Here is a 24,270-nt window from a genome sequence, read left to right on the forward strand (position 1 = left end):
GATAAGTTAAATCGTAAATCACTTTGGAATGAGAATGATCAATATAAGAAAATGCTTTATGAGACGGGTAGCTAATTTTTTCTGTTGTACTTATTAATAGAAGTGTGATTTCTATCTCGTTGTATTATAAATGAATAGAGATGTGAATTGCGTAAAAAAGAAAGATAAACAGAGAAAAACTACTTGATATTCTGTTTTTTATAGAAAGTAATGTATTTTTACCAAATTCGGATTGTTTTTATGAACTCTTGATACACTAAAAACTAAGATTTTAAGTTATCAAGCGTATAAAAGATTTAGGTTTGAGTAGAAATTCACTGCAAATTATCATCGTTATATGTGTCACTCTTCTTATGAGTGTGAGTTGTTCGCGTAAAAAAGACAAATTTGTCAATAGAACATGGCATAATATCACCACAAAAAACAATACCCTATACAATGGAAGGCTTGCTTTTGACAAAGGAAGAGGGGATATTGTCGAAGGCTATAAAGATGATTTTTGGGAGCTTTTGCCAATAGAACGTATGATTGTAAGTGAAGACGTTCGACTTCCCGGAGAAGTGTTAAATCAAAATTTTGACAAGGCAGAAGAAAAAGCGATAAAGGCGATTCAGAAACACAGTATGCTGATCGGAGGGAAGGAACGAAATCCCAAAATAGACGAATCTTTTCTTTTGTTAGGGAAATCAAGATATTTCGAACAACGATTCATTCCGGCATTGGAAGCGTTTAATTATATCTTGTATAAATATCCTACCAGTAATACAATTAACCATGCCAAGGTCTGGAGAGCAAAGACCAATATGCGTTTGGATAATAATGAAAAAGCAATAGCAGATCTTACCAAAATGATTGCCGAAGAATACATGAAGCCTCAGGACTATGCTGATGCCTCAGCTATGTTGGCACAGGCATTTGTCAACCTGAAAATGAAAGATTCTGCTATCACTTATATCAATAAGGCGGCTATTCATACCCAGGATAATGAAGAAAAAGGACGGTATCTGTATATAAAAGGACAATTATTAGACGAATTAGGTTATAAAGACAGCGCTAATTATGCGTATGATCAGGTAATTGACTTGAATCGTCGAACTCCTAGACGATATATGATCAATGCTTATATGGCCAAGGCGAGAAATTTTGATTATGAAAAGGGAGACAAACTAGCTTTCCTCGAACTGCTTACAGATATGGAAGAAAACAGGGAGAATCGCCCGTTTTTAGATCGTATTTATAATCAAAAAGCAGTGTATTTTAGAACATTGGACTCGATTGACCTGGCTATAGCGTATTACAATAAATCTTTGAGAACAAAACAGGAAGATCGAAAACTGCAATCATTTAATTACAAAGCATTAGGAGATATAAGTTTTGATCATAAAGAATACGCGCATGCAGGAGCGTACTATGATAGTACTTTAGAACGAATGGTTGAGAACTCGAAAAAATACAGAGTTCTGAAAAAAAAGAGAGAAAATCTGGATGATGTCATCCTTTACGAAGGAATCGCCAAAAAAAATGATAGTATTCTATCAGTGGTAAAAATGTCGCCGGAAGAAAGACTTGCATTTTACTCAGAATACACAGAAAAAATAAAGGCAGCAGCAAAAGCAGCAGAAGAAGCTGCTGAGATAGAGAGAATAAAAGCAGAGTTGCCGGCAGAGAGACGTTTTGTGCAGCCAGGAGCCCCTGGTGGTACAGCTCCTTCAGGACCTAATACAGGAGGAGTGTTTTATTTTTATAACCCGACAGTGGTAGCTTATGGAAAAACAGCCTTTAAAAAAGCATTTGGTAATCGAGAGTTAAAAGACAATTGGAGAGTGTCTAGTATATCAGAACCATCAAAGCTGTCTTCAGGAGAAGAAGAGGAAGAAGAGGAACCATATTCAATTGATACAGACCCGGTGTTTGACCCTCAGACATACATTGCTACTGTTCCAGAAGATCCTGCAATTATTGATAGTTTGCATACAGAACGTAATTTTGCCTATTATCAACTAGGGGTGATTTATAAAGAAAAGTTCAGAGAATATGAGTTGGCAATAGATAAATTTAGAGGTGTATTGGATAATAATCCAGAAGAACGATTGATTGTGCCCTCTAAGTATAACCTTTATAAAATATATACTGCAAAAGAAGAGACATTGCGGGCGAATGAAGTAAAGCAAGACATTATTAATAATCATGGAGCTTCCCGGTATGCAAAAATTCTGCAAAACCCGGAAGAGGCATTGGAAGGAGATAAGAATAGTCCTGAGGCAATATACAATCGTTTGTATAAATTGTTTAAAGATCAAAAGTATGCTGAGGTAATTAAAGAAAGTGATGAAATGATTACTAAATTTGGCGGAGAAGATTTTGTTGCTAAGTTTGAGTTGTTAAAAGCACAGGCTGTTGGACGTTATCATGGATTTGAACCGTACAAAGAAGCATTAAATTACGTATCTTTAAACTATCCGCAGAGTCCGGAAGGAAAAAAAGCACAATTGCTATATCAGACATCGATTCCTCAAATTGCTAGTAAAGAGTTTGTAGAAGGAGTAGAAGAAGATAAAAATCATAAGCTTATCTTTCCGTTTTCTATTTATGGAATGCACCAGGCAGAAGAGCTAAAACAAGTATTAGACGATATTATAAAAGAGCTGAGATATGATAAAATGAAGGTGACTATTGATGTATATACAAAAGATAAGCAATTTGTAGTAGTGCATACAAAGAGAAATGAAATGGGCGCCTTGGGATTAGCAGAACTATTAGGTATAGGAAAAGTAGAAGATACCAGGGGGGTAGATCAAACAAATTCGAAGAGAAAAAAGAAATATCATAAAAAAGTAGAAGCTCCGTTTTTTGTAGTTGCTTCCCCTAATTATAGAGTGATTCAAATACATAAAAATGTAGATGCTTATCTGCAATTAAAAGAAAATAATAATTAAACAACCCCCTAATAGTATGTTTTCAGACAATAAAAAAGGAAAAGACAGCGGAGCATCAGATTTTTCAAGAAATCAGAATAAAATTTCTGAAGGAACTAAAATCGTTGGAGATATCATCTCTGAAGGAGGCTTCAGAGTAGAAGGAACTATAGAAGGAACTTTTAAAACAACCGGAAAGGTCGTAGTAGGTAAATCAGGGTTTATTCAGGGGACATTAGAGTGCTCTGATGCAGATTTTGAAGGGAAATTTTCAGGAAACCTGTTAGTTTCCGGGACATTGTCTCTAAAACCTACTGCTGTTATAGATGGAGAAGTAACTACCGGGAAACTAGCGGTAGAGCCAGGGGCTACATTTAATGCTTCTTGTTCTATGAAAGGAGGAGTAAAATCCCTAAGTAAATCAGATGGACAAAAACAACAAGGGAAATCAGCTTAAAAGCTTTGCCAGATATACCACTATTGGTATCCAAATGTTAGCAATTATTATAGGAGGGTACTACCTCGGAGGATATCTGGATGAGAGAGCTGCTAATCAGGAACCTGTTTATCAGAAATGGGTTGGGTTAGCTGCAGTATTTTTAGCGATTGGATCTGTGTTGTGGCAAGTGATTAAAGAATCAAACAGAAAATAATTTTTAATTTCAAGGCAGGTCTTGGGTATTATACCCTCTGGCAGTGCCAATAAAGAGAACCTTGATTATACATAACCAGTATAATCAAGGTTTTGTTTTTATAGAAATTAAGATCCCCTCCTTCAAGGAAGTACAATCGTATAAAAAAGGAATATTTCTTTCGATAAGTTTTTGCGGTACAAAGAATATTAATAAGTAAGTTTGCGATTTGAAAAAACATTGAAAATAGTATGTTGCAATAAAATGTATAGTAAAATCATTTGGCTGATTTAAGAATGATTAAAAAAGGTTTTATCAACATGAAAACAAGTTTGAGAAATAAGCATATGGATCTAAAAAAAGATATAAAACAATTATTGATATATATGATATATATAATAGTTAGTAGCCTTACTTTTTACGCAGTTCATGTTTTTTTGCTAACAAGTTTCCTTGATTTGGGAACAAATTCGCTCATACGAGAACAACATGTGTTTTTGTCGCTTTTGGTATTGTTTGTTTATGGTATGGTAGCTGTGGTTTACAAAGTATCTCCAATACATGCAGCCTATGTTTTGATGGGACTTTTACTGGCTAAAATGATTTTAGCAGGTATGTTTGTGTATAAGTTAGGCTGGTTAGATGATTCAGAGACAATGCATAAGAGAGCAGTGTTTTTGGTTTTTTATCTGATGTATTCATTTGTATTAGTTTTGATGTCATCAAAAATTATTAAGAATATCGGATCGAAAGAATAAATACAATGACGAAAATCAAAAAAAGATAAAAAAAGCGAAATTCTATATGTTTATTGAAAATTAATAATGTACTTTTGCACCCAAATTCAGAGCGTACAAAAAAGACTAGAATTTAGGAAATGAAAGTATTTCAAAAGACCATCAAGTATTCAGTAGTGCTTCTGCTTGCTTTTTCAAGTATCACTACTTTTGCAAAATCTGGTGACACGGATCACAAAACAGAAGGAAATCAAATAGATACCAAAGAAGAGATCGATGCATATATCAAGCATCACCTTCAGGATTCCCACGATTTTATTTTTTATACCGACGGGCAAACAGGGACGCATTACGGGTTTCCATTGCCAGTAATTTTATGGGATGGTGGATTGAAAGTATTTATGTCTTCTAAGTTTCATCATGGAGAAACAGTAGCAGAGGTAGATGGGAATTATTATAAGTTATACCACGGAAAAATTTATAAAACAGATGCAGCCGGAACTATCAACTATGATGAAGCGCATCACCCAACAAATGCAAAACCTTTAGACTTTTCAATAACTAAGAGTGTTGTGGGGATGTTATTAGCTGGACTATTAATGTTCTTAGGGTTTTCTGCTTTGGCTAGAGGGTATAAAAAAGGACCAATCCCAACAGGGTTTGCCAGAGTATTAGAACCATTAGTAATCTATGTAAGAGATGAAATTGCAAAACCTAATATTGGTGAGAAAAAATATAGAAAATTCATGGGATTCTTATTAACTGTGTTTTTCTTTATTTGGATCTTGAACCTTTTAGGCTTGACACCACTAGGATTTAATGTAACAGGAAATATTGCCGTTACAGTCTGTTTAGCATTATTTACATTTTTTATTGTGCAGTTTAGTGGAAATAAAGATTACTGGAAACACATTTTCTGGATGCCGGGAGTACCAGTACCTATGAAAATAATCCTAATGCCCATAGAGATATTAGGAATGTTGACGAAACCATTCTCATTATTAATTCGTCTTTTCGCTAATATTACAGCAGGACATTTTGTAGTGATGAGTTTGATTGCATTGATGATTACCATGAAAACTGTATTTGGTCCCGTAGCCTCTACAGGAATGTCACTAGTATTGGCATTATTTATTTCTGTAATAGAAATATTAGTAGCCTTTTTGCAGGCATTTATCTTTACAATGTTATCATCATTGTTTATCGGGATGGCGGTTGAAGAGCACGATCATCATTAAAAAAATAAAAGTAGAATAAGAATTTGTTTAATTATATAAATCAATTAGTATGTACAATTTAATTGGAGCAGGATTAATCGTAATCGGAGGAGGAATCGGATTAGGTCAGATCGGTGGAAAAGCAATGGAAGGTATTGCTCGTCAGCCAGAAGCTGCAGGTAAAATCCAAACTGCGATGATTATCATCGGAGCACTTCTAGAAGGATTAGCATTCGGTGCATTAATCTTAGGAAAAGGTTAATTAGAACAAAAGATATTTCCTGCAACGGTTGGTTGCAGGAAATGTTTTAAACAGGTAGAACGAGACAAAAAATTAAACAAAAAAATATAAAACAACATGGATCAGTTATTAAATGATTTTTCTCCCGGGTTATTCTTTATGCAGGCGATTATCTTATTAATCTTAATTGTTTTAATGAGAAAATTTGCTTGGAAACCGATCTTAGATTCATTAAACAGCAGAGAAGAGGGAATTAAGGATGCATTGGATTCTGCTGAGAATGCTAGAAAAGAACTACAAAATTTACAAGCAGATAACGAAAGAATTCTTAATGAAGCTCGTGCTGAAAGAGATACAATGTTGAAAGAAGCTAGAGAGCTTAAAGAGTCTATGATAGCAGATGCAAAAGCAGAAGCACAAGAAGAAGCTGATAAAATTGTAGCTCAAGCACAAGCTACTATTGCTAGTGAAAAGAAAGTTGCAATCGCAGACCTTAAGAGTCAGGTAGCAGAATTTTCTGTTCAGATTGCAGAAAAAGTAGTGAGAAAACAATTAAACGATAAGGGTCAGCAATTAGAATTGGTTGAGTCTATGTTAGAAGATGTTACTTTAAACTAATCAGTAAAGATGGGTAGAGCAGCAATACGTTATGCAAAGGCAGTTTTGAGTATAGCTCAAGATCAAAAAGCGACACAAGATGTGCAAAATGATATGAAGACTATTTCTGAGACAGTAGAAAATAGTCCTGAGTTAAGAATGCTTTTGAATAGTCCTTTGGTTAAAAATGAAGTAAAACGCGCTTCATTAAAAGAAGTTTTTAAAGGATCAGGAGCGTTAACGCATAAACTTTTTGATGTGTTACTGGCTAATAAAAGAGTAGATCAGTTAGATCAGGTAGCCAGACAGTACAGCTTATTGTTTGACCAGTTAAACAATACACAAGTTGCGACTGTTACCACAGCAATACCATTGGATGATGCATTGCGAACTAAAGTGTTAGCCAAAGTAAAAGAATTAACAGGTAATGAAGCTACAATAGAGAACCTTATCGATGAGAGTATTATCGGAGGGTTTATTCTGAGAGTAGGAGATTTACAATATAATGCTAGTATTGCCCATAAACTTACTAGTTTAAAAAGAGAATTGAGTAATTAACAAAATACGTTTTTAAAAAGAAAACGTTTAATTTTAATAATAGAGAATAAGTAGTTTTACTTATTCGACTTTAAATACTATAAAATGGCAGAAGTGAATCCTGCTGAAGTATCAGCAATATTAAAACAACAATTATCTGGATTTGAAGCATCCGCTTCATTGGAAGAGGTAGGTACAGTATTACAAGTAGGAGATGGTATCGCTCGTGTATACGGATTGTCTAACGCTCAGTACGGAGAATTAGTACAGTTCGAATCAGGTTTAGAGGGTATTGTATTGAACTTGGAAGAAGATAATGTTGGGGTAGTACTTTTAGGTTCTTCTACAGAGGTTAAAGAAGGTGCAGTAGTAAAACGTACACAGCGTATTGCATCGATTAAAGTAGGAGAAGGAATTGTAGGTCGTGTTGTAGACACACTTGGAAATCCTATAGATGGTAAAGGCCCAATCGAAGGTGAAACTTTCGAAATGCCATTAGAGCGTAAAGCTCCTGGGGTAGTATTCCGTCAGCCAGTAAATGAGCCGCTACAAACAGGAATTAAGTCGATTGATGCGATGGTACCTGTAGGAAGAGGTCAGCGTGAGCTTGTTATTGGTGACCGTCAAACAGGAAAAACAACTGTTTGTATCGATACGATCCTAAACCAAAAAGAATTTTATGATGCTGGAGAACCAGTATACTGTATCTATGTTGCTATCGGACAGAAAGCTTCTACAGTAGCAAATATTGCTAAAGTATTAGAAGAAAAAGGAGCATTAGCATATACTACAATTGTAGCAGCTAACGCATCTGACCCAGCGCCAATGCAAGTATATGCTCCATTTGCAGGAGCTGCAATCGGAGAATATTTCCGTGATACAGGTAGACCAGCATTAATTATATATGATGATCTATCTAAACAGGCAGTAGCATACCGTGAGGTATCGTTATTATTACGTCGTCCACCAGGTCGTGAGGCATATCCAGGAGACGTTTTCTACCTTCACTCAAGATTACTAGAGCGTGCTGCAAAAGTAATTGCTGATGATAGCATTGCTAAAGACATGAACGACCTTCCTGAGTCTTTAAAAGATAAAGTAAAAGGAGGAGGATCACTAACAGCACTTCCTATTATTGAAACACAAGCAGGAGATGTATCTGCTTATATTCCTACAAACGTAATTTCTATTACAGATGGACAGATCTTCTTAACATCTGACTTGTTCAACTCAGGAGTACGTCCGGCAATTAATGTGGGAATCTCTGTATCTCGTGTAGGAGGATCTGCACAGATCAAATCAATGAAGAAAGTAGCAGGAACATTAAAACTAGATCAGGCACAATTCCGTGAATTAGAAGCATTCGCGAAATTTGGATCTGACTTAGATGCAGCTACATTGAATGTAATCGAAAAAGGAAAGAGAAACGTGGAGATCTTAAAACAAGGTCAAAACGATCCATATACAGTAGAAGATCAAATTGCAATTGTATATGCTGGTTCTAAAAACTTGTTAAGTGAAGTTCCGGTAAATAAAGTAAAGGAATTTGAAAAAGATTACTTGGAGTATCTAAATGCAAAGCATAGAGATAGTTTAGATACATTGAAGGCTGGGAAATTAACAGACGAAGTAATCGATGTGTTAGTATCAGCTTCAAAAGAGATTTCGGCAAAATATAAATAATTTTTAATTTATAGTACCTTAGAACCCGTTCTAAGGTACTATAAAAGACTTTAGTTTATGGCAAACTTAAAAGAATTACGTAATAGAATTACCTCTGTATCATCAACTATGCAGATTACTAGTGCCATGAAAATGGTATCTGCAGCAAAATTGAATAAGGCACAGCAAGCCATTACCGCTATGCGACCTTATGCAGATAAACTTACAGAGCTATTACAAAGTCTTAGTGCTAGCTTAGAAGGAGATAGCGCAAGTGTTTATTCTGAACAAAGAGAAGTAAACAAAGTATTGGTAGTAGCAATAGCTTCTAACCGTGGTCTTGCAGGTGCTTTTAACTCTAGTATTTTAAAAGCAGTAAAAGATCTGTATCAAAATCAATATGAAGGAAAGCAAGTAGATTTTGTTACTATTGGAAAAAAAGTAGACGATATTGTTTCTAAAACACATACTGTTATTGCTAATAAAAGTAATGTGTATGATGACCTTACCTTTGCTAATGTGGCAGAAATAGCATCAGAGTTGATGGAATTGTTTACTAATAAATCTTATGATAAGATTGTTATTGTGTATAACAAGTTCAAAAATGCAGCTTCTCAGATAGTAACTACAGAGCAGTTCTTACCAATTGTTCCGGTACAAAACGAAGAATCAAATGTAAGCTTAGATTATATTTTTGAACCTTCTAAAGAGGAAATTGTAAATGAGCTGATTCCAAAATCATTAAAGACACAGTTGTATAAAGCACTACGTGATTCTTTTGCTTCTGAGCATGGAGCACGTATGACAGCAATGCATAAAGCAACCGATAATGCAACAGAGCTAAGAGACTCGCTGAAACTTTCTTATAACAAAGCAAGACAAGCAGCCATTACCAATGAAATTTTAGAAATTGTTGGTGGTGCAGAAGCATTAAATGGTTAAAAGATAAATACTAGTTAACTAGTTATTTCAAAGTCCCGTGATTCATTTCACGGGACTTTTTTATTTTTTAAAAACAGGTAAAACTACGCTTTCATATTTTTTTATCAGCCACTAATTTTGAACGATAATTCATACAAAACGAAGAGGTGTTGTATGTGGCTATTAATCAAAGAAAGATAAAAATGGGTAGTGGACCAAAATATAAACCAATAGCTCCGGATGCTGTTTCCGTGTGGAGCGGTTTTAAAACGAAAGAAAAAACATACGACGAATTTGTAGATTTTCTAGGGTCAATAATTGTACCTGTATGCTCTTTCCTTAGACCTAAAATAGGATTGAATGCATACATTCCTTCTTTACCGAATCCTGAAAATAAACCCAAGGCAATACCGGATCAGACAGCATTACTTTTTTGGGAATCTAAGAATATTTCTAAAGAAAAATCCAATACAGTAGTAGAACGGTTGTTCACATTACTATTCGATCAAACATACAGTAAAAAAAACAGCAGCATGCGAGCTGTAAAACAGTATAAAGGAATAGTAAAAGCTAATCAGCCCTATTATTTGGTAGATGAGGAATCCGATTGGATGCACGGAACAGTATATCATAAAGTAGGATATAAACATGAAGGGCAAAGCGAAGAAGCATTTTTAGCCTCTATAAAGACATGGGCAGATGCATACACTTCCGAGAGATCAGATGGAGCGATTCTAATGGTTGCAGACAATTATGTTGTTTTTTGGGAGCATTTTCCCAGAAGAGGAATGAAAGCAAGTAGTAGTTTTAATGAACTAGGAGACTATGTAACCCTGTTTTTGGACAAAACAGCTAAAAGTATTGTCCCTCCAAAAGAAGGAGTATGGGGAGAGTGGAAAGGAATAGATTTAATCAGAGATAATTGCGTAAATATTCATCTGGAAAGAGTGTAATTTATAATGAACCTGTAATTGATAAACACGAATAATCAATGGAAGTATTTTTATATATATTAAGGCTTTTTATTCCACATTCTGAGAAATGGCAAAGAGAAAACCCATTTTAAGTGTGTCTTTTACCGTTTAGGATAGCTTCGAAACAGTTCAGTGATATCGGGTAAAAGCTTATACGCTATTTTTTAACAATAAATCTTTTTGAATAAGGCTAAAGGAAGTAGCAGAGATACCCAAAAAAGAAGCAATGTGGTATTGAGGGATACGTTGAAAAACCCAAGCTTGTCTTTTTTTTAGAGCAAGGAATCGTTTTTCGGCACATAGGGTATCTCTTTTTATCAGTACATCCAGAAGATAGGTGATCATTTGCTCTGCAAGAATTCTGAAATACCGTTCAAAACGTTGATGGTATTTAAAAAGACGTAGCTTGTTATCTAATGTTAGACTCAATACGGTCATATCTTCTATTGCTTGGATATAGGTAGCAGAAGGTTTGTTGTTAAAAAAACTATCCACATCTGTTTCCCAACAGTTTTCTCTGCTAAAACAAATGTTTTTTTCTTTCCCATCAAAATTATGAAAAGCACGACAACAGCCTTTAATAATAAAAAATGTTTCATTAGCGATCTGTCCCTCTCTTAAGAGATACGATTTGTTCGGATATTTTTTTAATTTGAAATGACTAGATACTTCCTTCCATTCAGAATCAGATAACGTTACCAGATGCCCGAAAATACCTTTTACTATATGTTCCATTGGTAAAAGAATTAAGAGTTTGTTAGTTTATAGAGTGTCGCATTATGTATCTAGTTACTATTAAAAATTGTAAAAAAAATGGATTTAAGTTTTTTTTAAGTGTATGTTTAACACAGAATGAGATAATATTAACATATTGCTGATACAGTTTTCATGTTGTCAAACTAGTTTTGAACCGTAATAATGGAAACGATGACTATATTTGTTTTCTCATAAATAATCAGGGGATTTGATGAAGAGTACTGGTCTGTTGTAAAAAAGGTATTAAATTTGATTACTTGGTGCAAAGAAGAAGGTGTGGTATTGACCAGTGTAAAAATAAAATACCATAATTGTTACTAATTAAAAAGAAACAGATGAAATCTTATTTATATAATTTAGGGGTTATAGTTATTACAATACTATTTGGGCAATGTGGCAGTACTCCTAAAATAGAAAAAACACCTCCGGTTAAAATTGCGAAGCCGTATTTCCAGAAATGGTATTCCGGAGTAGCCCAGGGAGGGAGTGGATTTACAGTTTATATACCTGTAGAAGAAGAAACAAAAATAGTGCTTCAAACAGCCTATTTTAAAGAGCGAAAAATAGCACTTCAAAAAGAAGGAACCATCTATGTAGGGCGGTATACATATCCAGAAACAAGAAAAGATTTGATAATGAGTGACGATCCGAAGAAAGAATTTGGGAATCAACTCCCTGTCATTGAAGAAAAAAGTCCTTTTACCCTAAAATATAATGAGTGTATAGTAAGTTATAAAGATGGAAATAAAGAAGGATTTTTTAAAATTAATAATCTGGAAGAAAAAGATTTTATAGCATACCCATCCGCAAAACAATAAAACAAATAAGGGCAAAATCTGTATAATTCATATTCATTGGCAATACTAAAAAAACTTTTTAAACAGACCTTTATTTATGGTGTAGCAACGGTATTACCAAGAATGCTGTCTTTTATATTGGTTCCGTTATACACAGGGCTTCTTCCAACAGAGGCTTACGGGGAAATATCTGTTATATTTACCTATTTTGTTTTATTCAATGTTTTATTGGCATATGGAATGGAAACAGCTTTTTTTAGGTTTTATACAAAAGAGACCGATAAGAAAAAGGTAGTAAGTACATCCGCAGTTTCATTAGTGATTTCGTCAGTTTGCTTTTTTGTGTTGGCATTGATTTTTGAAAAGCAAATCGCAACCCTGGTAGATATAAAACAAGAGTATATTCATTTAGTTATATGGATCCTTTTATTGGATGCTTTGGTTATTATTCCTTTTGCTTGGCTCAGAGCTAATGAACGACCGATAAAATATGCGGCAATTAAAATTTGCAATGTATTAGTAAACATTGGGCTTAATGTTTTCTTCCTCTTGTTTTTGCATGATCTTGTATTTCATGTGCCCTTATTAGATAGTATTTGTAAAGATGATTATGAGATAAACTATATTTTTATTTCTAATTTGATTGCCAGTGGTCTGACCCTTGTATTATTAATACCGTTTTATTGGAAAATTAAAGGGAGACCAGATAAAATACTTTGGAATAAAATGATGCGGTATGCCTTACCGGTTTTGATTTCAGGAGTTGCTTTTTCTATTAATGAGAGTTTTGATAGAGTGCTTTTAAAAGAATTATTGCCAGAAGAAAGTTCCGATCATGTTATTGGGATTTATGCAGCTTGTTATAAATTGGCCGTTTTTATGACCTTATTCGCTACTGCTTTTAGAATGGGAGTAGAGCCGTTCTTTTTTAGTCATGCAAAAGAAAAAAATGCACCTGATACCTATGCCAGAATCACCAAATATTTTGTGATACTGGGTTCGGTGATTTTTTTAGGAGTGATAGTATTTTTGCCAATTATAAAGCGATATTTAATACCAAATAAAGCATATTGGGAAGCGATTGGGATTGTACCTTTGATATTGCTAGCTAATTTCTGTTTAGGGATATATCATAATTTATCTGTTTGGTATAAGATTACTGATAAAACCAAGTTCGGAGGTTATATCTCCGTAGCTGGTGCTATTATAACTTTATTGTTGAATGTGATATTGATTCCTTTTTATAGTTATATGGGGTCGGCAATAGCGACCTTATGTGCTTATGGAATCATGATGCTGGTTTCATACCACCTAGGAAAAAAACACTACCCCATTCCTTATGAAACAAAAAGAATAGCAATGTATTTAATTATGGCAATAGGGATTACAGTGGTTTCTTTTTATCTGTTCGACTGTAATTATATCGTTTCAATCCCTTTATTCCTGTCGTTTTTAGTAGTTTTGTATGTTTTTGAGAAAAAGGAAATCAAAGAAATTTTAAGCAAAAAATGAAAAGTATACGATTGATTAGATAAAGAAGTCAGAGACCGTTTTTGGGATCAGAAGTTGTATTAAATCAATCAGAAAATATATATAACAAACACATGAACATTAATATTATTAACAGATCTTCACACGATCTTCCACATTATGAGACCATAGCTTCTGCAGGGATGGACTTACGGGCTTTTCTTACAGAAGCCGTAACATTAAAACCTTTAGAACGCACAATTGTCAAGACTGGGCTTTTTATAGAGTTACCGGTAGGATATGAAGCGCAGGTAAGACCAAGAAGTGGTTTAGCAGCTAAAAAAGGAATCACAGTATTAAATGCACCAGGAACTATAGATGCAGATTACAGAGGAGAAATTGGAGTTATTCTGGTAAATTTATCAAATGAAGATTTCACGATAGAAAATGGAGAACGAATTGCGCAAATGGTTATTGCTAAGCATGAGCGGGCTACGTGGACAGAGGTCAAAGAACTTTCAGAAACATCCAGAGGAGAAGGAGGGTTTGGAAGTACAGGAACGAAATAAGTATTCACAATAAATAATAAACTCCCCACTTGAATACCGGGAACAGTATTCAAGGTATAAAAACAACTTTTTATAATGTATAACACACCCTTTATAAAAGAGGGAAAAACACAAATCGTATGAAAATTATTGTACCTATGGCGGGAAGAGGTTCTAGATTAAGACCTCATACACTTACTGTACCAAAACCACTTATCCCTGTGGCAGGGAAGCCGATTGTGCATAGATTGGTTTCTGATATAGCAAAAGTTTTGGGAGAACCGATAGAAGAAGTTGCCTTTATTTTGGGTGATCCGGCTTTTTTTGGAGAAGATGTCGTAAAAAGCCTGACGGAATTAGCAGAAAGTTTGGGGGCTAAAGCGTCAATTTACAGACAAGATAAACCCCTGGGAACCGGACATGCAATTATGTGTGCCGAAGATTCACTATCAGGACCAGCAGTAGTTGCCTATGCAGATACATTAATTCGGGCAGATTTTAACCTGGACAAGGAGGCAGATTCAGTGATTTGGGTAAAACAAGTTGAACATCCGGAAGCATACGGAGTTGTCAAACTCAATGAGCGTAATGAAATAACAGAACTTGTAGAAAAACCAAAAGAGTTTGTTTCTGATATGGCTGTAATTGGAATCTATTATTTTAAAGATATAGGTGTTCTGAAAAAAGAACTACAACATGTTCTGGATCACAATATTGTGCAGGGAGGAGAATATCAGATTAATGATGGTATAAAAAGAATGATGGCAGATGGAAAAGTCTTCGTGACAGGAAAAGTAGATGAATGGATGGATTGTGGTAATAAAAACGTAACGGTAGAAACCAATACCAGAATGCTCGGGTTTCTTGAAAAAGATGGAGAACAATTAATGAGCAATACCATTACAAAAGAAAATGCAACGATTATACCTCCGTGTTATGTAGGAGAAAATGTAGTACTTAGAAATGCTACAATAGGACCTGATGTATCTATAGGAGATGGATGTGTTATAGAAAACACCACCATTAAAAATAGTTTGATTCAGACCCAAACTACAATAAAAAACGCTAACTTAGACAATGCTATGATAGGGAATAAAGTTGTATACAACGGTGAATTCACTACCATAAGTATAGGAGATTATTCGGTATTAGAATAATACGGTATAACGGGATCTTGGTTAAACAACTTTATGAAAAAGATTTGTAAACAATTCGGCTTTTTGGTTTTCTGTTCACTGACAGTATTGACTGGGGTAGAGGCACAAGAGATTGAACCAAAACAAGAAATAAATATTGATGATCTAGGAGATGTTTCTGATGATTTTCAGGAATATTTTTTTGAAGCATTAAGGCAAAAAGCTATTACAAATTATGATAAAGCTATAGAGGCACTGGAAAAATGCCTGAAAATTAATCCCAGTGCTTCTTATATTCACTTCGAATTAGGAAAAAACTATCTAAAACTAAAACAGTACCAGAATGCTCAGGAAGGCTTTGAAAAAGTCCTGCAAGCAAAACCTAATGATAAATATGTTTTAGAGCTGTTGTTTGAAGTGTATTTTTCTCAACGAAAATACAAAGAATCCGTAGCTGTTTTAGAAAAACTAGTTGTACATAATCCTTTGTTCAAAGAGCAATTGGCAAATATGTATTTTCTAGAAAAAAGATACGATGATGCATTGTCAGCATTAGATGAACTGGATGATGAATTTGGTGCTGATTCGTATAGAAATAAGCTGCGAGACAGAATTCATGCGAGAATTAATAATAAAAGCGGGCAAATCGCACGGTTGGAAAACAAAATAAAGGAGCAGCCTAATAGTGAGCGTAATTATATTAACCTCATTTATCTTTATAGTAAAAATAACCAGAAAGAAAAAGCCTACGAAACAGCCAAAGAACTATTAAAAAAGAAACCGGATTCAGAACTCGTTCACCTGGCATTGTATAAGTTTTATCTCGAGGATAATAAAGTAGACGAATCAGTCAATTCGATGAAGGTAGTGTTGGCAAGTAAAGAGATGGATGTGGATTCCAAACAGAAAGTATTAAATGATTTTCTGGATTTTGTGAGCAAAAACCCTTCTTACGAATCAGAATTAATAGAAACCTCTTTAGCTTTTTCTGAAGAAGAAAAGAGTCAGAAAATTTTCAAAGAAATAGGAAATTATTTTTTTGGTCAGGATAAAAAAGAACTCGCCCTTAATTTTTATGAAAAAGGAATGACTGATAATTTTGAAGATTTTGATCTTTTAAAAAGAATGTTATTGCTTCAGTTGGATTTAGGGAGGTATGAGAAAGCAAAAGAAGGAAGTGCGATCGCTATAGAAATGTTTCCTTCTCAGCCTATTTTGTATTTAGTCAATGGTGTTTCATTACTTCATCTGGAAGAAGCTAAAACAGCAGTAGAAATATTAAGTCAGGGAATGGATTATATCATTGATGATGTAAAGATGGAATCTGATTTTTATTTGCAAATGGGAATTGCTTATGGTAAGTTGGGGGAATCTGCCAAGGCAAATAAGTATAAAAAGAAATCTGAAGAGATTCAGAATAAATCATAATTTTTTTATGAAGAGGATATTGTACGTACTTTGTACGATCGTTTTTTTATTACAATCTTGTAAAGGGACAAAAGCAATTAGTGATACCGGAAAAGTAAAAAAAATAAGCGCAGAAAAAGTGATTGCCAATCATTATAATCACTCATTTAATTTTAAAACACTGAATGCGAGACTAAAAGTAAGGTATTCTGATGGAGAGCGCTCATTTAGTCCTAATGTCACCCTGAGAATGGAGAAAGACAAAACAATATGGCTAAGTGCTAAGCTATTAGGGATTACTGTTGCCAAAGCATTAATTACTCCGGAGTCGTTTAGTTATTATGAGAAAGGAAATCACACTTATTTCGAAGGAGATTTTAAGATGCTTAGTAAGTGGCTGGGAGCAGATCTTAATTTTGACAAAGTACAACAAATGCTGTTGGGACAGGCACTTTTTAATTTGAGAGAAGAAAAGTACAAATCCGCTGTTGTCGATAAGAAATACCAGCTAATTCCTAAGAAACAATTAGAACTATTTGAGCGATTGCTGTTCGTCAATCCGGATAATTATAAAATGTTTTCACAACAATTATCACAGGGGTCAAAAAATCTGGCAATAAATTATGTGGACTATCAAAGGTTGGCGAATCAAAGTTTTCCAAAAGAAATCTACATTGTAGCTACCAATAATGAGGATAATACCACCTTAAAATTAGAATATAAGACTGTAGATTATAATGCAAAGGTGAGTTTTCCGTTTACTATTCCAGCAGGCTATACCCAAGTAACCGTACAATGAAATTATCCAGAATACTATATTTAAGTTGCTTTTTTTTGATTTGTGCTTCTTCTTTTTCGCAAAGTGCTAAACAGCGAGAGCTAGAAAAGAAAAGAGAAAAGTTAAGACAGGAAATAGCACAAATGAAGAAACTTCGAGAAACGAATAAAAAGAAAGAACGTTCGTTATTAGACGAGGTAGAAACATTAAAATCTCAGATAAGTACACGTCAGAACCTTATTAAGGTAACAAATCAGCAAACAAATTTACTGTCCCGGGAAATAGATGCGAATCTAAAAAAAATGGGAAAACAAAGAGAAGAGATAGAGTTACTCAAAAAAGAGTATGCTAAAATGGTGGTCAAATCGTATAAGAGTAAGTCCAAACAGAGCCGAATTATGTTCTTACTGTCATCCAATGATTTTTCGCAGGCATACAAACGACTTCAATATATGAAGCAGTATAATGAGTATCGAAAAGAGAAAGTAGAGCAGATCGAAAATCAGACCATAGCACTTCAGGAGTTAAATAAAGACCTTGTTAGACAGAAAGAAGATAAGGAAGTCTTGATAGGAGAAAATAAAGAAGCCGAAAAGAACCTGGAAAAAGAAAGGGAAGAACAAGAGGTTTTAATGGCGTCTATTCGAAAAGAGGCTGGAGTTTATACCAAAAAAATAAAACAAAAGGAAAAGCAGGCCAATGCGATTGATAGAGCCATTGAGAAGTTGATAAGAGACGCTATTGCTAAGGCAAATAAAAAAGTTGGGAAAAAAGTTACTAAAAAAGGATCAGCAACCACTTTTGCACTAACTGCAGAAGCTAAAAAACTGGCAGATAATTTTACTGCCAATAAAGGAAAGCTACCCTGGCCAGTGGGTACGGGACGAATTACTAAGAAATTTGGAAGACAACCACATCCTACTTTACCCAATATTCAGATTAATAGTAGTGGAGTGGAAATAGAAACGCAGCCTGGAGAAAAAGCCAGAGCTGTTTTTGATGGAGAAGTCATTGCTATACAAAAACTCAAAGGAGCCAGCAGACTAGTGCAGATCCGCCATGGTAACTATATTACTACCTATTACAATCTGGAAAACATAACCATCAAGGAAGGAGATGCTGTAAAAACCAAACAACAAATTGGTCAGGTGAGAACCAATCCTGCAACAGGAAGAGCTATTATGAAGTTTTTGATTTATCAAAATGCCAAACGTCTGAACCCGCAAACATGGGTGTATAAGATGTGATTCAAAATGAATAGAAGGATATTATTTCTTGTGTATACCTGTTTATATTAAAATTTAGATAGCCTCCTCTTATTTCTTTTTTATGTGATGAAAAATTGCATAGTTCATTCTGAAATGAACTATAAAAACATTCGACTGGCTACTTTTGTTTTATCAATATATAAAAGCATAAAACATCAGGTGGTTAGTATGAAAAAAAATATTTTCGACAGGAAGATACGACAGTGTAAATTGGGCGTAAATCAAAGAAGAGACTCATATCGATACTACAGCTTCCTTATTATATCATTTACCTTTTTTCTTTATAAAACCTGAGCAACCATTATTGCCGCATTGTTTATTTGCTGTTTTTTTAGAAGGATGATGTCTTTCTGAAGAATAATATGGATGTATGAGTATATAAACAGTGTTTTTTTAGCAAAGATGATTAAGACAAATATTAGTATAAATCAGAATATACAAGTTCGATGAAAGCAAAAGATAGTATTATATGTAACTTTGAAGAAATACGGAGAAGGAGTATCAAGCTTTGGAGTGCAATTCCAGCAATGTATTATACGTGGAAACCTGATGAAGAAGCGTTTAGTGTATTAGAAATGATCCGCCATGTACTGGAAGGAGAGCATCTGTATCATATGATTATTACTCGAAAAGAGCAATTGGATGGATATCAATCTCCCTGGTTAAAGGTAGAATATGTTGATCTGAAAAAAGAATTAGCGATTGCAGCCCCGTTTCGGAAACGTTTTATAGAAATGATTCAAGGAGTTTCTGATGAGGATATGACCAATATTATTATTGAAAGGAAAGAATGTAATCAACGATATGAATTAGGGAACTACCTGAATAGAATAGCATATCATGAAGCGGTCCATACCGGTCAGATGCTGGATTATTTAAGAACTATTGGAGTTCCCCGATCAAATATTTGGGACTAAACGTATCGATAATTTATGATAGTATGGAAGAATATGAAGAGCAATTTAGTAAAATAGCGTCTTTATTGGGAGATAAAGTAAGAGCTGTTATGCTTTGGAATATGTTGGATGGGAGAGCGTTTACTGCTTCAGAATTAGCGATATGTGCCAGTGTCTCTTCTCAGTCAGCCAGTAATCATCTGAATAAACTTGTCACAGCAAAATTGCTGGTTGTAGAAAAACAAGGAAGACACCGATACTATAGATATGCCAGCGAAGAAGTGGCACGAGTGGTGGAAACGATGGGAAGCTTAATTACCATATCAGAAAAAGACAGGTCAATTCCTGTTACAACTCCTAAAGATCTGACATTTGCCAGAACATGTTATGATCATTTGGCCGGCAAACTTGGAGTACAGGTAACCAAGGCACTGGTGGATAATCATATTTTAGTTCTTGAAGAAAAAAAATATAGGGTTACAGAAAGTGGATTAACATGGTTCTCTACTATCGGAATTGACATTGATCGTATTAAAAGTAAAAAAAGATCTTTTGCCCATGCATGTTTAGATTGGAGTGAAAGACGATATCATTTAGCAGGTGCATTGGGGGCGGCTTTATATCATACTATGGTAGATAAAGATTGGATTCGAAGAAAAGAAAACACCAGAGAGGTAGTCCTTACATCCCATGGAGAGCAGGAATTAAATGCTCGCTTACAATTGAATATTAGAGAATAAGCATTTCATGACCTTAAAAATCATATGTTTTGTATATATTAAATATATAATTTAAAAGAAAGCCATCATAAAGATTTCTTTGTGATGGCTTTTATACAGTTATTTTTAAAATCGTTTATTTGTTTTCCTGAGCAACAAAAAGCGCTTTTAATTCAGTAGCATCATCCGGTTTCATTTTGCCGGCAAGTACTAAGCTTAGTTGTTTACGCCTCAGTGCGGCGTCAAAACGTTTTTTCTCTAATTCTGTTTGTGGTTTTATAGGAGGAACAGAAACAGGAGTTCCTGTTTCATTAACAGCTACAAAGGTATAAATAGCTTCGTTTGCTTTTGTTTTTTCACCGCTTTGTCTGTCTTCTACCCAAACATCGATAACCACCTCCATAGAGGTTCTAAAAGCTCTTGAAACTTTTGCTTCTACAGTAACTACACTCCCCAAAGGAACACTTTTGTTAAACGCAACATGATTTACTGATGCAGTAACGACAATTCTTCTGGAATGCCTTCCTGCAGAAATACCTGCAGCTCTATCCATTCTAGCTAGAAGTTCTCCTCCAAAAAGGTTATTCAATGGGTTTGTTTCTCCTGGTAATACAAGATCTGTTAAAACAGTTAGAGATTCTGAGGGGTATCTTGCTTCCATAATTATATACAATTTTAGAGCAAAGATAAAGAGGAGTATCGAATTGACGATACTTTCAGTATAAATATTCGACAAGTCGCTAAAAAATTATTATATAATGACCATTAGTCTTAAGAAAAATAGAAAAATAACCTCTTAATAAGGGATATGATTGATAAAAATGTAAAAAAAAGCCTATCCAAAATTAGATAGGCTTTTCTATATAATGTTTTTATGATTGGGTTATGGTAGTTCTTTTACTAATAACCAAGCTCTTTTATCATTGGTGTTTTTTATTTCCTGTAGTGCTGTTAATGCCTCTTGTCTGGTAGAAAAACTAACGTAAGATACTTGATGAAGACCGAACTGATTAATTCCGATAAGTCGTGGCGAGAATCCTTTTTCTTGCAACTCTTCTATTTTTTTGTTAGCATTATCTATAAACCGGAATGCTCCTGCAACTATATGATATTTATGTGCTTTCGAGGGCGCTTCTTCTTTTAGTGTAGATAAGCTTATAGCAGGAAGTGGGCTACTAATTTCAAAAGTAGCTTCCTGTATCCGTTGTTTGATAGTTTCAGTGGCTTCTTTATGCTCATTATCATTATAAGTGATTGTCTGATCATTGTATTTCTTTACACCAAAAAAACCACTCACACCAATAGCTATTGCTAAAACTGCTGCATATTTTAGGTAAGGACGCTCACGACGTTTTTCAGGAGTGAAGGCAATAGGCGCCTTTTCTTCTAGAGACTCAGTTTCTTCTTTATAGATTTCTCTTTGAATTGTAGGAGAAACAAAAGAGCTAAGTCCAAAAGCTTCAGTCAGGTAATTGTGTTGCTCAAAAGGTTCGAATTGAAGAGTGTCTTCTATCGAAACAAAGAAAGAACCAATTCCTTCTATAGAAACACGTTTTCCGTTAGTAAGTTCATTTTTTAAAGAAGCTACATATCGCTGAATTTTAGAAATGGCATCCGTATAGGAGATTTGTTCTGCAGAAGCAATATAGTTCGCTAATAACCCATCATTATTCTGTAACTGACGATTAAAAGAGATCAGTTTTTTTGGAGGGTAAAAAGCATTCGTAGCACTGTGAATAGAAGCCGACTCCCTTTTGGTCAAAAAAGCACCAAAATCAGGAATAATAACACATTCATAGCGGTATAAAAGTTCACTTATATAAGTAGCTGTATTCATTTATTTTCCTTAAAAAAATCAGAGGTTTCTGAAAGTCAATTAGATGGCGAGAATACATGCTCAATAATGAGTCATAACAATACATCAAGCCACCTAAGTCCAAAGGTAGAAAAAAATAAAAATGATATTAAAAGATCATAAGTGATTTTATTAACAGATTGGATTTTTTTTTGTTTCTTATGTTGATATACAATTGATTACGAAATGGAAGAGAAGCTAAAAGCTGTAATGATTTTAAAAAAAGCAGCAAATTTAGGAGATAGTTCAATTAAGAAAATGATACAAGCTGTTGGAAGTGCAGAAGGAGTACTGAAAGAAAAAGCAGCGAATCTTCTTAAAATTGAAGGAATTGGCAGTCAGCGGATACATGACATACAGAATCCGGCATATGAGGCAGCGGTAGAAGAGGAGCTTTGTTTTATCAGAAATAATGCAATTGATTGTTATTTGTATGATGCTCCTGACTATCCCTATAGACTAAAGCAATGTTTGGATGGTCCGGTTTTATTATTTGGGAGAGGGAACATATGTATGACACAAAAAAACGTAATCAGTATTGTTGGTACTAGAAGGGCTACAAGCTATGGTATTCGGTTTTGTGAAGAGCTTATAGAAATGTTAGCTCCTTTGGATCCGATAATTGTATCTGGTTTTGCGTATGGAATTGATATCACAGCACAGCGAGCAGCTTTAAATGCTGGTTTGCAGACGATCGGTTGTCTGGCACATGGATTAAACCAACTATACCCTAAAACACATAAAAAATATACAACTGCTATTGAAGAGAATGGTGGTTTTTTTACAGATTATTGGAGTACAGACCTGTTTGATAGAAAGAATTTTTTAGGTAGAAATCGCATTATTGCAGGAATCAGTGAAGCGACAGTAGTTATAGAAAGTGCAAATAAAGGAGGATCTCTGGTAACAGCAGAGTTAGCACATTCTTATAACAGAGATGTTTTTGCTGTACCAGGACGTGTTACTGATGTATACAGTCAAGGGTGTAATATGCTTATCAAAACACAAAAAGCGCATGTATTGACCACGGCTGCCGATTTGATTTATATGCTCAATTGGGAATTAGAAGAGAAACAACAACAGGCGCAACAAAAGCAATTGTTCGTGACCCTAGATGAAGAAGAGAAAACAATATTTCATTTTTTGGAAAACAATAACAAAGAATTATTAGATCATATTGCTCTTCATTGTCATATGCCTACATTTAAAGTTGCTTCTCTTTTACTTACAATGGAACTAAAAGGAGTAGTTCGTCCGCTACCAGGAAAACGTTTCGAACTTATCTAATGTGATTCTAACAGTTGATTGTACATCTTATTCATTTCTTTATTATCAGGAGCAGCTTTTAATAATTTGCTTCTCTTTTTTGGATCTTGAATCCACCGATACATCCAGGAAATACCCCATTTTTTATAATATGTGTTTTTAGAAGAGTATACGGGATCTTCTAATGCTTCTTTTATTGATATGAAACGATATTCTTTGGATTGCAAATGCTTGATGATTTTAGGGAGATAATCTGTGTTTAACACGTTATCATGACATAAGAAAATATGCCGTATGTTTCGTTTGTATTGATCTTGTGATAGTTTTTGATGGTACTCAAATACATTCAGGGTGTATGAAAGATATGTATCTCCAATATATCTCGCATTTTTAAAATCTTTTTTTTGCAACGCATTTTCATACAATGTATTAAAAAGCCAGTCCTCACTTTCTATGGTAAAAGGGGTAATTGTATACCCTTTGCGAGAAAGAAAGTGCGCCATTTTCTTCTGAGAAATACTGTCTTTTCCCAGATTATTATACGGAAATCTAAAGTATTTCAGACTGTCTTCCTGTTGTGCCAAAACTTCTTTGGTAATTACCGCTCCTTTAATAATGTCTTCGGTAAAGGAGCTGTATTGTTCGTATGCCGTATGTCCATATGTATGATTTCCTGAAGTTACATTTTTGTTCGTAATCCATTGGACAAGTTGATTGTAATTCTGATGGTAGTTTTTGTTTTGATAGAGAAATCCTTCGTTGATAAAAATTGCTACAGGCAATTGCATGCTATCTATTTTTCGTAATAATTCAGAAGAAAAATTGGTTTTTTCGAGTAATTGTATATTCGGTACATCATCAATGGTTATAGAAACAAAATTCTTTTGGGCAGCTAATGATTGAAGTAAAAATAAACTGCCAATACATAGGATTCTATACAT

25 protein-coding genes are annotated in these 24,270 nt (G+C 34.4%); 21 read left to right on the plus strand and 4 right to left on the minus strand.

Features of this window, described 5'->3' with window-relative positions; genetic code table 11:
* Window positions 1–302 precede the first annotated feature (302 nt).
* The 11 genes from HN014_RS07315 to HN014_RS07365 all read left to right on the plus strand — a co-directional run bounded on the left by HN014_RS07315 (window position 303) and on the right by HN014_RS07365 (window position 10,412).
* Entirely contained in the window at window positions 303–2,936 is a 2,634-nt protein-coding gene (locus tag HN014_RS07315; protein WP_368660071.1) for a hypothetical protein, read from the plus strand.
* 16 nt (window positions 2,937–2,952) lie between these two features.
* Window positions 2,953–3,372, plus strand: a complete 420-nt coding sequence (locus HN014_RS07320) for a polymer-forming cytoskeletal protein (protein WP_176028228.1) — start codon at window positions 2,953–2,955, stop codon at window positions 3,370–3,372.
* Window positions 3,341–3,568 (plus strand): AtpZ/AtpI family protein, encoded by a 228-nt coding sequence (locus tag HN014_RS07325; RefSeq protein WP_176028229.1) that lies wholly within the window; start codon window positions 3,341–3,343, stop codon window positions 3,566–3,568. The genes HN014_RS07320 and HN014_RS07325 overlap by 32 nt, the downstream gene beginning before the upstream one ends.
* 260 nt (window positions 3,569–3,828) lie before the next feature.
* Window positions 3,829–4,305 carry a hypothetical protein gene (locus HN014_RS07330; RefSeq protein WP_176028230.1) on the plus strand — a complete coding sequence of 159 codons (477 nt, stop codon included), beginning with the start codon at window positions 3,829–3,831 and terminating at the stop codon, window positions 4,303–4,305.
* A gap of 119 nt (window positions 4,306–4,424) precedes the next feature.
* Window positions 4,425–5,522: a F0F1 ATP synthase subunit A gene (gene atpB / locus HN014_RS07335; protein ID WP_176028231.1), complete on the plus strand. Its 1,098-nt coding sequence runs from the start codon at window positions 4,425–4,427 to the stop codon at window positions 5,520–5,522.
* Window positions 5,523–5,571: 49 nt separating this feature from the next.
* A complete protein-coding gene (atpE, locus tag HN014_RS07340) occupies window positions 5,572–5,763 on the plus strand; it encodes an ATP synthase F0 subunit C (protein ID WP_176028232.1) in 192 nt (63 codons plus the stop codon).
* A 96-nt stretch (window positions 5,764–5,859) separates the two neighbouring features.
* A complete protein-coding gene (locus HN014_RS07345) occupies window positions 5,860–6,360 on the plus strand; it encodes a F0F1 ATP synthase subunit B (RefSeq protein WP_176028233.1) in 501 nt (166 codons plus the stop codon).
* 9 nt (window positions 6,361–6,369) lie between these two features.
* The gene (gene atpH / locus HN014_RS07350) at window positions 6,370–6,897 is read left to right on the plus strand and encodes an ATP synthase F1 subunit delta (protein WP_176028234.1); all 528 of its coding nucleotides are present in this window, start codon (window positions 6,370–6,372) and stop codon (window positions 6,895–6,897) included.
* Window positions 6,898–6,981: 84 nt separating this feature from the next.
* On the plus strand, window positions 6,982–8,559 hold the full coding sequence (atpA, locus tag HN014_RS07355; protein ID WP_176028235.1) for a F0F1 ATP synthase subunit alpha: 1,578 nt from the start codon (window positions 6,982–6,984) through the stop codon (window positions 8,557–8,559).
* 57 nt (window positions 8,560–8,616) lie between these two features.
* Window positions 8,617–9,480, plus strand: coding sequence for an ATP synthase F1 subunit gamma (gene atpG, locus HN014_RS07360; protein ID WP_176028236.1), 864 nt, complete (start codon window positions 8,617–8,619; stop codon window positions 9,478–9,480).
* A gap of 155 nt (window positions 9,481–9,635) precedes the next feature.
* Window positions 9,636–10,412 (plus strand): hypothetical protein, encoded by a 777-nt coding sequence (locus HN014_RS07365; RefSeq protein ID WP_176028237.1) that lies wholly within the window; start codon window positions 9,636–9,638, stop codon window positions 10,410–10,412.
* Window positions 10,413–10,583: 171 nt separating this feature from the next.
* Here the strand turns inward: HN014_RS07365 and HN014_RS07370 are convergent, their stop codons facing one another.
* Entirely contained in the window at window positions 10,584–11,168 is a 585-nt protein-coding gene (locus tag HN014_RS07370) for a Crp/Fnr family transcriptional regulator (protein WP_176028238.1), read from the minus strand.
* A 356-nt stretch (window positions 11,169–11,524) separates the two neighbouring features.
* On the opposite strand from HN014_RS07370, the gene HN014_RS07375 reads away from it, so the two are divergent.
* The 9 genes from HN014_RS07375 (at window position 11,525) to HN014_RS07415 (ending at window position 20,229) form a co-directional block, all read left to right on the plus strand.
* Complete coding sequence (locus HN014_RS07375; protein ID WP_176028239.1) at window positions 11,525–12,007, plus strand: hypothetical protein; 483 nt, start codon at window positions 11,525–11,527, stop codon at window positions 12,005–12,007.
* A gap of 36 nt (window positions 12,008–12,043) precedes the next feature.
* A complete protein-coding gene (locus HN014_RS07380; RefSeq protein WP_176028240.1) occupies window positions 12,044–13,498 on the plus strand; it encodes an oligosaccharide flippase family protein in 1,455 nt (484 codons plus the stop codon).
* Between the two features lie 92 nt (window positions 13,499–13,590).
* Window positions 13,591–14,025, plus strand: a complete 435-nt coding sequence (gene dut / locus HN014_RS07385) for a dUTP diphosphatase (RefSeq protein ID WP_176028241.1) — start codon at window positions 13,591–13,593, stop codon at window positions 14,023–14,025.
* A gap of 119 nt (window positions 14,026–14,144) precedes the next feature.
* On the plus strand, window positions 14,145–15,161 hold the full coding sequence (locus HN014_RS07390) for a sugar phosphate nucleotidyltransferase (RefSeq protein ID WP_176028242.1): 1,017 nt from the start codon (window positions 14,145–14,147) through the stop codon (window positions 15,159–15,161).
* A 33-nt stretch (window positions 15,162–15,194) separates the two neighbouring features.
* Window positions 15,195–16,568: a lipopolysaccharide assembly protein LapB gene (locus HN014_RS07395; RefSeq protein ID WP_176028243.1), complete on the plus strand. Its 1,374-nt coding sequence runs from the start codon at window positions 15,195–15,197 to the stop codon at window positions 16,566–16,568.
* 7 nt (window positions 16,569–16,575) lie between these two features.
* On the plus strand, window positions 16,576–17,346 hold the full coding sequence (locus tag HN014_RS07400) for a DUF4292 domain-containing protein (RefSeq protein WP_176028244.1): 771 nt from the start codon (window positions 16,576–16,578) through the stop codon (window positions 17,344–17,346).
* Window positions 17,343–18,572, plus strand: coding sequence for a murein hydrolase activator EnvC (locus tag HN014_RS07405; protein ID WP_176028245.1), 1,230 nt, complete (start codon window positions 17,343–17,345; stop codon window positions 18,570–18,572). The genes HN014_RS07400 and HN014_RS07405 overlap by 4 nt, the downstream gene beginning before the upstream one ends.
* A gap of 467 nt (window positions 18,573–19,039) precedes the next feature.
* The gene (locus HN014_RS07410) at window positions 19,040–19,510 is read left to right on the plus strand and encodes a DinB family protein (RefSeq protein WP_176028246.1); all 471 of its coding nucleotides are present in this window, start codon (window positions 19,040–19,042) and stop codon (window positions 19,508–19,510) included.
* A 23-nt stretch (window positions 19,511–19,533) separates the two neighbouring features.
* The gene (locus HN014_RS07415) at window positions 19,534–20,229 is read left to right on the plus strand and encodes a helix-turn-helix transcriptional regulator (protein WP_176028247.1); all 696 of its coding nucleotides are present in this window, start codon (window positions 19,534–19,536) and stop codon (window positions 20,227–20,229) included.
* Between the two features lie 115 nt (window positions 20,230–20,344).
* On the opposite strand, the gene HN014_RS07420 is transcribed toward HN014_RS07415, so the two are convergent.
* Entirely contained in the window at window positions 20,345–20,869 is a 525-nt protein-coding gene (locus HN014_RS07420) for an acyl-CoA thioesterase (protein WP_176028248.1), read from the minus strand.
* A 222-nt stretch (window positions 20,870–21,091) separates the two neighbouring features.
* On the minus strand, window positions 21,092–22,045 hold the full coding sequence (locus HN014_RS07425; protein ID WP_176028249.1) for an SPOR domain-containing protein: 954 nt from the start codon (window positions 22,043–22,045) through the stop codon (window positions 21,092–21,094).
* Window positions 22,046–22,249: 204 nt separating this feature from the next.
* On the opposite strand from HN014_RS07425, the gene dprA reads away from it, so the two are divergent.
* The gene (gene dprA, locus HN014_RS07430) at window positions 22,250–23,350 is read left to right on the plus strand and encodes a DNA-processing protein DprA (RefSeq protein ID WP_176028250.1); all 1,101 of its coding nucleotides are present in this window, start codon (window positions 22,250–22,252) and stop codon (window positions 23,348–23,350) included.
* Here dprA and HN014_RS07435 read toward each other — a convergent pair.
* The gene (locus HN014_RS07435; protein WP_176028251.1) at window positions 23,347–24,270 is read right to left on the minus strand and encodes a polysaccharide deacetylase family protein; all 924 of its coding nucleotides are present in this window, start codon (window positions 24,268–24,270) and stop codon (window positions 23,347–23,349) included. The two genes, dprA and HN014_RS07435, sit on opposite strands and share 4 nt — an antisense overlap.

It is taken from the genome of Aquimarina sp. TRL1 (assembly GCF_013365535.1).
Lineage (GTDB): Bacteria > Bacteroidota > Bacteroidia > Flavobacteriales > Flavobacteriaceae > Aquimarina > Aquimarina hainanensis.

What these genes read in the sequence shown, in the direction of transcription:
- HN014_RS07320 (WP_176028228.1), top strand. Translation starts at nt 2,953, where the DNA reads ATGTTTTCAGACAATAAAAAAGGAAAAGACAGCGGAGCATCAGATTTT.
- HN014_RS07325 (WP_176028229.1), top strand. Translation starts at nt 3,341, where the DNA reads ATGGACAAAAACAACAAGGGAAATCAGCTTAAAAGCTTTGCCAGATAT.
- atpB (WP_176028231.1), top strand. Translation starts at nt 4,425, where the DNA reads ATGAAAGTATTTCAAAAGACCATCAAGTATTCAGTAGTGCTTCTGCTT.
- atpE (WP_176028232.1), top strand. Translation starts at nt 5,572, where the DNA reads ATGTACAATTTAATTGGAGCAGGATTAATCGTAATCGGAGGAGGAATC.
- HN014_RS07345 (WP_176028233.1), top strand. Translation starts at nt 5,860, where the DNA reads ATGGATCAGTTATTAAATGATTTTTCTCCCGGGTTATTCTTTATGCAG.
- atpH (WP_176028234.1), top strand. Translation starts at nt 6,370, where the DNA reads ATGGGTAGAGCAGCAATACGTTATGCAAAGGCAGTTTTGAGTATAGCT.
- atpA (WP_176028235.1), top strand. Translation starts at nt 6,982, where the DNA reads ATGGCAGAAGTGAATCCTGCTGAAGTATCAGCAATATTAAAACAACAA.
- atpG (WP_176028236.1), top strand. Translation starts at nt 8,617, where the DNA reads ATGGCAAACTTAAAAGAATTACGTAATAGAATTACCTCTGTATCATCA.
- HN014_RS07370 (WP_176028238.1), bottom strand. Translation starts at nt 11,168, where the DNA reads ATGGAACATATAGTAAAAGGTATTTTCGGGCATCTGGTAACGTTATCT.
- HN014_RS07375 (WP_176028239.1), top strand. Translation starts at nt 11,525, where the DNA reads ATGAAATCTTATTTATATAATTTAGGGGTTATAGTTATTACAATACTA.
- dut (WP_176028241.1), top strand. Translation starts at nt 13,591, where the DNA reads ATGAACATTAATATTATTAACAGATCTTCACACGATCTTCCACATTAT.
- HN014_RS07390 (WP_176028242.1), top strand. Translation starts at nt 14,145, where the DNA reads ATGAAAATTATTGTACCTATGGCGGGAAGAGGTTCTAGATTAAGACCT.
- HN014_RS07395 (WP_176028243.1), top strand. Translation starts at nt 15,195, where the DNA reads ATGAAAAAGATTTGTAAACAATTCGGCTTTTTGGTTTTCTGTTCACTG.
- HN014_RS07400 (WP_176028244.1), top strand. Translation starts at nt 16,576, where the DNA reads ATGAAGAGGATATTGTACGTACTTTGTACGATCGTTTTTTTATTACAA.
- HN014_RS07405 (WP_176028245.1), top strand. Translation starts at nt 17,343, where the DNA reads ATGAAATTATCCAGAATACTATATTTAAGTTGCTTTTTTTTGATTTGT.
- HN014_RS07410 (WP_176028246.1), top strand. Translation starts at nt 19,040, where the DNA reads ATGAAAGCAAAAGATAGTATTATATGTAACTTTGAAGAAATACGGAGA.
- HN014_RS07415 (WP_176028247.1), top strand. Translation starts at nt 19,534, where the DNA reads ATGGAAGAATATGAAGAGCAATTTAGTAAAATAGCGTCTTTATTGGGA.
- HN014_RS07420 (WP_176028248.1), bottom strand. Translation starts at nt 20,869, where the DNA reads ATGGAAGCAAGATACCCCTCAGAATCTCTAACTGTTTTAACAGATCTT.
- HN014_RS07425 (WP_176028249.1), bottom strand. Translation starts at nt 22,045, where the DNA reads ATGAATACAGCTACTTATATAAGTGAACTTTTATACCGCTATGAATGT.
- dprA (WP_176028250.1), top strand. Translation starts at nt 22,250, where the DNA reads ATGGAAGAGAAGCTAAAAGCTGTAATGATTTTAAAAAAAGCAGCAAAT.
- HN014_RS07435 (WP_176028251.1), bottom strand. Translation starts at nt 24,270, where the DNA reads ATGTATAGAATCCTATGTATTGGCAGTTTATTTTTACTTCAATCATTA.